Origin of the sequence: Trichocoleus desertorum AS-A10, from assembly GCF_039962155.1 — a bacterium.
Taxonomy (GTDB): Bacteria; Cyanobacteriota; Cyanobacteriia; order FACHB-46; family FACHB-46; genus Trichocoleus.
Map to the genome: position 1 here is coordinate 1 of NZ_JAMPKN010000082.1, position 10902 is coordinate 10902.

At 49.4% G+C, this 10902-nt stretch carries 7 protein-coding genes and 2 pseudogenes; 1 reads left to right on the plus strand and 8 read right to left on the minus strand.

The genetic code is table 11. The annotated features are described in order from the left end of the window. Nucleotides 1-335 precede the first annotated feature (335 nt). The 7 genes and pseudogenes from NDA01_RS30140 to NDA01_RS30165 all read right to left on the minus strand — a co-directional run bounded on the left by NDA01_RS30140 (nt 336) and on the right by NDA01_RS30165 (nt 6691). Entirely contained in the window at nt 336-683 is a 348-nt protein-coding gene (locus tag NDA01_RS30140; RefSeq protein ID WP_348230929.1) for a hypothetical protein, read from the minus strand. Between the two features lie 144 nt (nt 684-827). Next, nucleotides 828-1604 (minus strand): IS701 family transposase, encoded by a 777-nt coding sequence (locus NDA01_RS30145; RefSeq protein ID WP_348230930.1) that lies wholly within the window; start codon nt 1602-1604, stop codon nt 828-830. Further along, nucleotides 1605-1814: a transposase gene (locus tag NDA01_RS32165; protein WP_431193587.1), complete on the minus strand. Its 210-nt coding sequence runs from the start codon at nt 1812-1814 to the stop codon at nt 1605-1607. Next, nucleotides 1753-2223: pseudogene (locus tag NDA01_RS30150) on the minus strand (transposase). Before NDA01_RS30150 ends, NDA01_RS32165 begins: the two are co-directional and overlap by 62 nt. A gap of 181 nt (nt 2224-2404) precedes the next feature. Then, nucleotides 2405-4633: a catalase/peroxidase HPI gene (gene katG / locus NDA01_RS30155; protein ID WP_348230931.1), complete on the minus strand. Its 2229-nt coding sequence runs from the start codon at nt 4631-4633 to the stop codon at nt 2405-2407. A gap of 383 nt (nt 4634-5016) precedes the next feature. Then, nucleotides 5017-5628 (minus strand): annotated as a pseudogene (locus NDA01_RS30160) (recombinase family protein). Nucleotides 5629-6238: 610 nt separating this feature from the next. After that, nucleotides 6239-6691 (minus strand): recombinase family protein, encoded by a 453-nt coding sequence (locus NDA01_RS30165; protein WP_348230932.1) that lies wholly within the window; start codon nt 6689-6691, stop codon nt 6239-6241. A gap of 685 nt (nt 6692-7376) precedes the next feature. Here NDA01_RS30165 and NDA01_RS30170 point away from each other — a divergent pair. After that, nucleotides 7377-10421: a PAS domain S-box protein gene (locus tag NDA01_RS30170; protein ID WP_348230933.1), complete on the plus strand. Its 3045-nt coding sequence runs from the start codon at nt 7377-7379 to the stop codon at nt 10419-10421. A gap of 18 nt (nt 10422-10439) precedes the next feature. Here the strand turns inward: NDA01_RS30170 and NDA01_RS30175 are convergent, their stop codons facing one another. Continuing rightward, nucleotides 10440-10577, minus strand: a complete 138-nt coding sequence (locus NDA01_RS30175; RefSeq protein ID WP_348230934.1) for a hypothetical protein — start codon at nt 10575-10577, stop codon at nt 10440-10442. Between the last annotated feature and the right edge of the window lie 325 nt (nt 10578-10902).

Sequence of the window (10902 nt, forward strand, 5' to 3'; positions counted from 1 at the left end):
AGCGTTTCAACTTTCGTAGACGGCTGGCGCTTTGAATGGGTATTGGTAGATTCGCTGCAAGGGATTCGAGCTTGATGGTTTTGAGGGTTTGTAGGAGTTGAATTACCAGCAGGGGTAGGAGAAATTGAGCCAGACTGAGGCAAGAGCGCAGATGAGTTTGGTAGAATTTAGGCATTTTGATTATGGAAGGTCTTCTCAACAAGCAGGGACCTTTTTTTATTTGCCTATTGTCCCTCCACCTCTGCTACATCTGCCTTAAACCCACTCTGTTCCCCCACCAGCCGAAACCCCAACCATTCAACTGCTTCACTTTTGCAGTCTGGCCTGCGATCGCCTCAACCACCCATCGACCCAGCGAGAGTCACCACCGACCCTACAGCCTTCATTAGCTGAGGTTTGAGGCTGTTTCTCTCCTGCTCTATCTGGTTTTCAGGAGTTCCGTTATATGGATCATCCCCTACTGAGTAGTCATATACAGAGGGGGGTGATCCATACTCAGATTCACTTTGCTTTAGGCGATCGCGTTTACAAGCTCGCTGCGCTAGGAGGGCCTTTAATTTCTCCCAGCGCTCAGTATCCAGCCGATAAACCCGCTTCTTTTTTCCCTCAATCCGTTGCCACCTAAAGGTGACTTTGAGGCCCATCTGCTCTAGTAACTGGTGAACAATTTGGGTATCACTCACCCTATCGTGCACCCCAAAATTCAAAACCTTTTTAATGCAAGCAGATTGTTCGCGAGCTTTGGCTGCAACGGGTTCTAGGTCTGCGACTGTCCGCTCACGGTCTGGATTAATGAACTCCTCTAGTCCTAAGTATTACAGTTGTATTTAAGCAGATGAGGCAAGAAAACGATTTTTGTAGTGGAAGAAGTGAGCAGTCGCTTGATGAGATCGTCTCCAAAAAGACCAATGTAAAACCTGCTCTACCGTTTCAAATACTGGAAATAAAAGCTTCCAGAGGAGTTTTTGCAGCTCTGGAATACTCAATGGCACAAGAACCTTCGTGCCGCTTTGAAGGCAGCCATACTGCTGAGCGCCTGATCGCTGTGGTTGAAATTTTTGGGAGACTGGCAACGGTTCAATCTGATGACGCAACACCGTGAGAAATGCTTGAGCTGCCATTACCAAACTCACATGTCGATGCCAACCCTGCCAGGACCGCACTTCATATTCGCTCAATCCCAGTTGGTCTTTGGCAACTGTAAAACATTCCTCAATCCACCATCGTTGACCCGCAACCGCACCCATCTCTTCTAACATTGTATTGGCAGGCGCATACACTTGATAGTAGGTGATTGAGTGAGGATCGTCCGGCTTCTCCAAATTGCGACGAAACAGCAACCAGCGGCTAAATCCCTGTGCTCTGGCAGAGTTGACCATCAATGCCCAATCGTAGATCCGCTCTCCTTTGGTGCCATTACCACAACTCAGCCTTTGCCAATGCTGAGATTGAAGTGATTGAGCTAAACTCTTGGCACGATATTCTTGATAGCCGATGCAGACGGAATGTTGACTGCCAACGGTTAACAAATAGGGTTGTTGATGTTGCTGCTCTAACCACCACCAAAACTTGCCATCGTGACCATACACTTCATCAGCAACCACTCAAGCGGGACGTAATCCTGATTCAAACGCTGATTGCAGCATTTGTTTGGCGAGCTGTGGTTTGGTTGCAAACTCAATTGCATTAGGAACAGCAGACTTTAATCGTTTATTCGCATCTTTTGTCCAAGACTGGAGATACAAGCGGCGGTCAATCAAGGTCTGCCCAGCAGGATGGATATAAGCCAGAAATACCCCAACTTGGCAGTTTATTTAAGCGTCCTGTCAGCCCACAGTACTGCACCTGCACTCCCACTGAATGCTCTCCTTGTTTGATAAATCCAGTTTCATCAACGGCTAGGATTGCTTGGTCTATGCCCAAATGTTCCACTATTTACTGGGAGACGTCCTGAGTGAGGGCATCGGCATCCCAGTGAGCCCGTCCCAGTAAATGTTGAAAGCGATAAGGGTTGTTATGTCCTACCTGCTCTGCCATTTCCCACCCATTCTTACGCTCCGCTGGGCTCAGCAGGGCTTGTAAATAAGTAACAGCACTATTGCGGGCCGCCGACCTAGAGAAATGTCGTCCCATGCGAGTTTGGAAGGCTTTGAGCACGTGACTCCATTCAGATAGCGCTTCTAGCGCCGCACCTGGGAGAAATGAATTTTCAGAAGCGAGCATAACGGCAGCAATGTCAGATCCAGTAGTTTGACCTATCTACAACTGTAATACTAGGGCGGCGTTTCAATTGGTCTTGAGACGCCGCCTCTATGTCTGTCTCTGGCTTCCACCCGTTTTCAGGTTCTCCGCAGGTTAGCGTAGCCTCAACTTCTGTTCACACGATGGTCGGTTGAAGTTACGCTTAGAAACTCCTTGCAGAGCTTTTCGCTTGGACTGAGCGAAGGTCATAGCGATCGAGGTTCATCACCTTGTCCCATGCCGCCGCAAAGTCATTCACAAATTTCTGCTGCGAGTCCACAGCGCCATAGACTTCCGCGAGGGCTCGGAGCTGAGAATTTGAGCCAAAGATGAGGTCAACCCGGGTAGCGGTCCACTTGGGTTCGTCGGTTTTGCGATCGCTCCCCTCGAACACATATTCCTCCTCAGAGGTCGCCTTCCATGTCGTGCCCAGGTCGAGCAGGTTCACGAAGAAGTCATTGGTCAACGTCTCTGGGCGATCGGTGAAGACTCCATGTTTGGACCCGCCACAGTTCGCACCCAAAACGCGCAAGCCGCCCACGAGAGCTGTCATCTGAGGGGCTGTCAGGGACAGCAACTGCGCTCGATCAACCAGCAGCTCTTCGAGCGATTCGCTGTGTTTGCCACTAGTGTAGTTGCGAAACCCGTCTGCGACCGGCTCCAGTGGAGCAAAGGACTCAACATCCGTTTTCTCTTGCAATGCATCCGTACGTCCTGGCTTGAAGGGAACCGTCACGACGTGACCCGCGTTCTTCGCCGCTTGCTCAATGCCTGCACATCCACCCAGAACGATCAAATCAGCGATCGAAACCCGTTTTCCGCCAGACTGCGAGCTGTTGAACTCCTGTTGAATTCCCTCCAGGGTTTGCAGCACTGTTGCCAACTGCTCTGGCTGGTTGACTTCCCAGTCTTTCTGCGGCACGAGACGAATACGTGCCCCGTTCGCGCCACCGCGCATGTCGGAGCAACGGAACGTAGACGCCGACGCCCAAGCGGTCGAAACCAATTGCGAGATAGACAATCCCGAAGTCAGAATCTTGGCTTTGAGAGCAGCGATGTCCTGCTCATCAATCAATTCATGATCAACGGCGGGGAGCGGATCTTGCCACAAGAACTCTTCCTGGGGAACCTCTGCTCCGAGATAACGCGATCGCGGTCCCATATCGCGATGCGTCAACTTGAACCACGCCTTGGCAAACTGCTCTGCGAACTCATCCGGGTTATCGTGATAACGCTGTGCAATCTGGTTGTAGATGGGGTCCATCTTCATGGACATATCTGCCGTAGTCATCATGGGGGCGTGCCGTCTCGACGGATCGTGTGCATCGGGCACTGTACCCGCACCCGCGTCGCCCTTGGGCTTCCACTGCCATGCGCCAGCGGGGCTCTTCGTCAGCTCCCAGTCATATTTGAACAAGGTTTCGAGATAGCTGTTGTCCCACTGCGTCGGCGTGGGGGTCCATGCGCCTTCGATCCCGCTAGTGATCGCGTCAACGCCGACTCCCGTGTTGAATGCGTTCTTCCAGCCAAGGCCCTGATCGATGACGGTGGCACCCCCAGGGTCAGGCCCCACGTGCGATGCCTCGCCCGCACCGTGGCATTTGCCAAAGGTATGCCCACCAGCGGTGAGCGCGACTGTCTCCTCGTCGTTCATCGCCATCCGTTTGAAGGTCTCGCGAATATCGCGCCCTGAGCCGAGCGGATCAGGCTCGCCGTCTGGACCTTCTGGGTTCACATAGATCAGGCCCATCTGCACGGCGGCGAGCGGATTCAGCAGCACGCGATCTTCTTCGTAACGCTCATTGCCGAGCCAGGCTTTCTCAGAACCCCAGTAGATGTCTTCCTCTGGCTGCCAGACGTCCACACGCCCACCGGCAAAGCCGATCGTCTTGAAGCCCATTGACTCCAAGGCACAGTTGCCCGCGAAGATCATCAGGTCGGCCCACGAAATTTTCTTGCCGTATTTCTGCTTGACGGGCCAAAGCAACATGCGCGCCTTGTCAAGATTCGCATTGTCGGGCCAACTGTTGAGGGGCTCAAACCGCTGGCTACCCGAGCCTGCACCGCCGCGACCGTCGCCAATCCGATAGGTGCCAGCGCTGTGCCAAGCCATCCGGATGAAGAGCGGCCCGTAATGACCGTAATCGGCTGGCCACCAATCCTGGGAGGTGGTCATTAGTTCATAGATATCTGCCCTCAAGGCAGCTAAGTCAAGGCTTTTGAACTCCTCAGCGTAGTTGAACTCCTCACCCATAGGATTGGCTTGGGGTGAGTGCTGGTGGAGAACGTTCAGATGCAAATAATTTGGCCACCAGTCTCGGTTCGCCGGCCTATGACGAGGCTCAGATTTCTGACCGCCGCCCGTAAATGGGCATCCGTTTCCGCTGCTCATAGTATCTCCTATCAAATGTTGTGATATGGACTTTGTGATCTCCTGCAGGTATTGCAAGCAAATACTACAAGGCTAATTACTGGGATACTCGATGAGTCATAAATCGAAGAGAAATATAAACAACGTTGTGATTTGAAACAATTCGAGTCTTTGCTTTGCTAAGCTCCGATTCTTCAAACATTGATTGCGTTTGTCGGTATGGCTGGACAGAAAGTCGCCTTTGAGTCATTGCGTCCCTTGGGCAATGACTCAAAGGCTCCAAGGAAAGCCAGAATTTCAGCTCTGAACGGAGTGATGAGGTAGCTTTAGTCGCTAGATAGCTCTATTACCGTGTTATAAGGACCCATTTCACGAGCTATCCGCCCTTGCGAGTACCCAGCTGCTTATAGTTCGGCCAGTTGGTCTTTCCATTGTTCAAAGCCATCTGGACGACCTTGAATCTTTCCTTGCGATTGCACTCGTTGGAGTCCTGCCTGCGTTCGCTCAGAAATTCGGACTGCTTCTTGTTGCGCGAGGTAGGCTAGAACTCCCACAACGATGTGGGCCACCAATTCATTCTCAGTATCCAGCAGCGGCTCCGTATAGCTCTTGAATCTACAGCCTAGACTGCTGAGTTGCTGGAGGTAAGCGATCGTCTTGCGGATGCCTTCGCGACTAAAGCGCTCGAGTGACCAAAACACCAATAAGTAGGTGGGTCAAATTAAATATAAGATGGCTTCGCCTGAAACCCTTACACAGTCTGAAAACCATCTTCAGTTTAATTACACATACCTACTTACATCAAACTTTCGCTTCGCTGCATCCTCAAACATGCGGCTAAAATCGCCACGCTCACGCTTACCCTTGCGGCCAGATTCGCGGTCTAGGTAGATGTTGGCAATCTGCCAACCTTGACGATCGCAAAATTCTTGCAGTTGCAAAAGCTGGTTATCGGTGTCCTGCCCTTTGTCAGTTGTTGAGACTCGTAAGTAGAGAGCACAAACTGTTTTTTTCATGCAGCAAGGCTATCAAAAAAGGACCCTTACCTAAGTGGACATCGGGCATCAGGGCAACGTGCTTGAAGACAAAGGGTATGGATGCCACGTTCTTTGCCATTTTGGTTTCATCCTGACCCAATTGATGGTTTGCCCAAGAGAGAACAGGCTTGGAAGCAGAGAGGTTTAACCTTTCGTAAGGCATGGTTTCGTGTCCTTCATTTCCATTTGTTTGATGTCTTAAGAATTAGGAAGGACATCTTTTCCTCAGCGAATTGACACAGAAATGGCCGAAAGACTTACTCCACAACAGTTTTGAAGTTAGGAAAATGACTAAACCGGGGAATTCCCCCAGCTTTATTTCAAACATTCAGAACCTGGCGAATGAAATGTGATATTTTTCCTTTCCCCAGGGAAATTGGCCAACATCTTTACCGAGGGAAACGCGATGGCCTGATCTAAGAATTAAATTGACGCGCTCCAGAGTTACGTCCCGTCCACTAGTCAGAGTTACGCCCCATATTATCGGGTCTCTTTCCTGCCTCCAGGGTTCCCATTGCTCGACTTCAACCCCTACAACGTCTTCGAGTGGATATTCCAACCTTTGAGAACTGCCTATTCCTATTAGTCGTCATTCGATGATGACCTTTCCTAGTATCTGATCAATCGTACAGGTGACAATTCGGCTGATCGTAATTACGTGAAAAAACACTATGCCGAATATGCCGAAAATCCACATCGTGGGACTGTTCACAACAGTCATCGCAAAGAAAGCCATAAGCAAGCCAGGTAAATACCCATTTTCAAAGGGTAGTATGTGAAACTTCAGATCTTGGGGAGTGTGCAGCAAAACGAACATTGTTTTATCGTCAAACTTTCGCTTAGCTGCATCATCACACATGCGGCTGAAGTCGCCACGCTCGCGCTTACCCTTGCGGCCAGATTCGCGGTCTAGGTAGATGTTGGCAATCTGCCAACCTTGGCGATCGCAAAATTCTTGCAGTTGCAGTAGTTGATTATTAGTCTCTTGTCCCTTGTCAGTGGTAAAGACTCGCAAGAAGTAGAGAGCAGCTCGAATAGTCATGCTGCCAACATATCAAAAAGGGACCGTTTTTTGATAGAGCTTTTACTCACAACTCCCACCCTGATTTAAGGTCGTTTCAGCCTCGTCAATTTATACCCCTTGTATCTTAGAAGAGTGGCAGAGTCCGTCGTTAACGATCGCGAATGGAAGTGTTGGAGCTGCAACTGGGGAGGCAATCGCAGCCCTCATCTTCTCAGTTGCCTTTGATGAGGATTACGTTTACACGTTCTTTCAGTCGAGCTGAGTGAGAATCGATCTCTGAACCGACCTAAAACTTTGGGCGTTGCTGAATCGTAGGATGAAGCAATGGCTGTAAAGACTGAAATCTCATTCAAGATAAAGCAAAATCCTCCAATCAATCAGCAACACCGAACTTTGTGAGTCGTCGCCTCCCACACAGTCAATCTGAATAGAAATATCCAACCTATTTGTCAGTCAGAAATCATGCTGTGTGAATATTACAGAGTTTCACAGCATGAAGTTACTCATCTCTCAGCACACCGTGTCCCATAATGAGTCGAGCGTTAAGAAGATTTTTGAACCAGTCTAAATAAAGTTATCAAACGAACCATAAAAAGTTGCAAAACAATCAAGCGATGGTCAAACTGAAGGAGAGTAATGGTAGGGCTTCCATTCTTTTGTGGCTGACGATCTCGTCAATTTTTTTCTACTTAGGAACTTTTAGATGGGCATCTTCGCGTCTTCTACCACGAATACTAAAGTTAGTGCTCTCCAGCAACCCGCTGCAGCAATTCTGGAGAAGATGACTGATGCTTTCATTGCCCTAGATCCAGATTGGCGCATCACCCACGTCAATCAGGCAACCGCACGAGCGAACCAGGTCTTACCCCAAGACCTCGTGGGTCGGTCTCTGTGGGATGTTTGGCCAGCCTTGGTTGGAACAATTTGTGAACAGAAGTATCGGCAGGCGATCGCTGAACAAGTCCCCGTCCACTTTGATTTTTTTTATGAGCCTAGACAGCAATGGGATGAAATTCATGCCTATCCATCACTCCAAGGGTTAGAGATTTATTGTCATAACATTGACGACCGCAAGCATGTCGAAAACGAACGCAGACAAGCGGATGCAACGTTACAAGCCAAAGAAGAGCAATTACGGTTAGCCTTAGACCTTGCTCAGATAGGTAGCTGGAGTTGGGATTTGTCTGCCAACCAGGTGGAATGGAACGAAATTCACTTTTTCCTGCTGGGTCTGAATCCGGGTGTATCGACGGTTGCCTATGACACTTGGCGTGAGCGGGTGCATCCTGAAGATGTAGGGTGGGTCGAAGCCTTAGTTCGTAGCGCTCTAGCAACTCAGACCAGCTACGAGGCAGAGTACCGAGTCTGTTACCCCGATGGCAGCATCCACTGGGTGTCGGGCAGGGGGCAAGCCATCTATGATTCATTGGGGCAACCGAGGCGGATGATGGGTGTTCTAATGGACATCACTGACCGCAAACTGGCTGAGCAAGAACGGGAGCGATTGTTGGCACAGGAGCAATTAGCCCGTCAGGAAGCCGAACGATTGAATGCTCTCAAAGATGAATATCTCACTGCCCTGCAACAGTATAAAGACATTTTTCAGTTTACAGAACATGGTTTAGCGGTTGGCCAAGGCACACAGATTCAATTAGCCAACCCTGCTTTTGCTCGGATGCATGGCTATGCTGTGGAAGAAATGATTGGTAAACCCATTCTGGAGCTATTTCCATCCACTCATCAGGTGGATGGCATTCGTAGTCTCCAACAATCAGAACAAGTTGGAAATTTAACTTTTGAGTCTGTCCATGTGCGTCGTGATAGCTCGCAGTTTCCTATTCTGTTGAATGTTACAGCGGTCAAAGATGACCAAGGCCAGACTCTTTACCGGATTGCAACGATTCTGGATATCACCCAACAGAAACGTTTAGAAGGAGAACGCCAGCAGGCAGAGACGGAGGTGTTGCATCTCAACCAGCGGTTGCGGCAACTCGTTCAGGCGATTCAACAATTGGCTTCTGCCCGTGATTTACAGGCAATTACGGCAGCAGTTCGTAGTGCCGCAAGACGGTTAGTTGGTGCAGATGGCTCGGCCTTTGTTCTACGAGAGGGAGAGTTTTGCTATTACGCCGATGAAGAGGCGATCGCCCCGCTCTGGCGGGGACAGCGATTTCCGGTTAAGAACTGCATTTCGGGTTGGGTGATGCTCAATCGAATGCCCGCGGTGATTCCGGATATCTTTTCTGATGACCGCATTCCTCAAGAATATTATCGGCCTACGTTTGTCAGAAGTCTGGCAATGCTGCCGATTCATTCTGTTGAGCCGATCGGGGCGATCGGTGTTTATTGGGCAACCGAGCATTTGCCAACTACAGAGGAAGTCAATCTATTACAAACGTTGGCTGATGCGGCTGCGATCGCTCTACAAAATGTACGTCTGTATACGCAACTAGAACAACGGGTGCAGGAAAGAACGACCCAGTTGGTAACCTCCTTAAGTCACGAATCGACGCTAAAACGCATTACCGATAAAGTGCGTGATTCCCTGGATGAAATGCAGATTTTGCAGACAGTGGTGCAAGAACTGACTAACAAGCTGGATATCTATAGTTGCAATACCGCGCTTTATGACTTAGAACAACGGACTTCCACAATCCGTTATGGGCATGGGTGCTGTGAGCTAAGGGTTACACAAGGAGAGATGTCGCAGATGGAGGAACATGCCTTCGTCTACACACAATTGTTGCGGGGTAAATATGTTCACTGTTGCTTGGCATTACAAACGCCAGGATGCCAACGGCACACCTTCTACACGGTTCTGGTTTGCCCACTCGTAGATGATCAGGGGGTGTTAGGTGACATCTGGTTGATCAAAGCAGCGGATCAGAGCTTTAGCGAGTTGGAGATTCGTTTAGTGCAGCAGGTAGCGAATCAATGTGCGATCGGTTTGAGGCAGTCTCGGCTGTATCAGGCTGCCCAAGCTCAAGTGATAGCATTAGAGCAACTCAGTCAACTCAAAGATGAGTTTCTCAGCACGGTTTCCCATGAATTACGCTCCCCCATGGCCACGATCAAGATGGTGGCTAAAATGCTTGAAGTTGCTTTTAATCTGTCCCAGACCAAGCAGCTTACTGTTACCCCTGACGAAATGGTGCTTTCATCGGGACAAATCGCGAAAGTCACTCACTACGTGAAGATTCTCAATTACGAATGTCAAAGAGAAGCTCAACTCATTGATGATTTGTTGGACCTTGCTCGATTGGATGCACGGACGGAGACGTTGTCACCGATGGAAGTTCACCTACAAGAGTGGCTTCCATTGACTGCCCAATCCTTTGCTGAGCGCATGAATCAGCAACAGCTACAATTGCAAATTCAAGTTTCCTCCTACCTGCCGCCACTTATCACTGATCTCCCGAGCTTGGAGCGCATTGTTATGGAACTAATACACAATGCCTGCAAATATACGCCATCCATGGAAACCATTGAAGTGACTGCAATAGAGCATCTAGAAGGAATAAAAATCAGTGTAAGCAATTCCGGGATTGAAATTCCTACAGATTTGCGCGATCAGGTTTTCGACAAGTTCTATCGCATTCCCAATCATGATCCCTGGAAGCGTGGTGGCACCGGGCTCGGATTGGCACTGAGCAAAAAATTGGTAGAACTGCTGCAGGGTAGCATTTCGCTGACAAGCGAAAATAACTGGACCAGATTCACCGTTTTTCTACCTCAATCATTACAGTAAAAGCTAATTAGTATGGCCCTATGTAGCTGTACTAGGACGCTCTTCTAGAGGACCTTTGCGCTCTGATTGAAACAGTTCACAAGCTCTGGGTCGGTGCACTTTCCTTGTCTGAGCGATCGTGCCCTCTCTGGCATCTGCCTCTACACTGGATGCCACATCACTGAGGCTTGCTCAATGCTCACCACAGATGCTTACGACGCAGCAGAAGTCAGAACTAACATATCAATCCTAAGTCGGCTTAGTTTTAGCAACGGAAAATTTTTGGTCGTTAAGGCTAAGAACCTTACAAATCAAGGCTTCTTGTGATCGCTTTAGTTAGGCATTGAGTTAAACTCAGCGGAGCAGTCACCCACTCCGCTGGTCTGCAGAACCGTGCATGAGACTTGTCGCCTCACACGGCTCCTCAACAACTGGGTGCTTGTCATGCACACCTGAATGAACTTGGTCGTGGCAGTGCTGATGTAATAACGTCAGATTCTCC

Bases quoted from the DNA above. Each gene is read 5' to 3' on its own strand.
- NDA01_RS30165 (WP_348230932.1), bottom strand. From the start codon at position 6,691: ATGACTATTCGAGCTGCTCTCTACTTCTTGCGAGTCTTTACCACTGAC.
- katG (WP_348230931.1), bottom strand. From the start codon at position 4,633: ATGAGCAGCGGAAACGGATGCCCATTTACGGGCGGCGGTCAGAAATCT.
- NDA01_RS30170 (WP_348230933.1), top strand. From the start codon at position 7,377: ATGGGCATCTTCGCGTCTTCTACCACGAATACTAAAGTTAGTGCTCTC.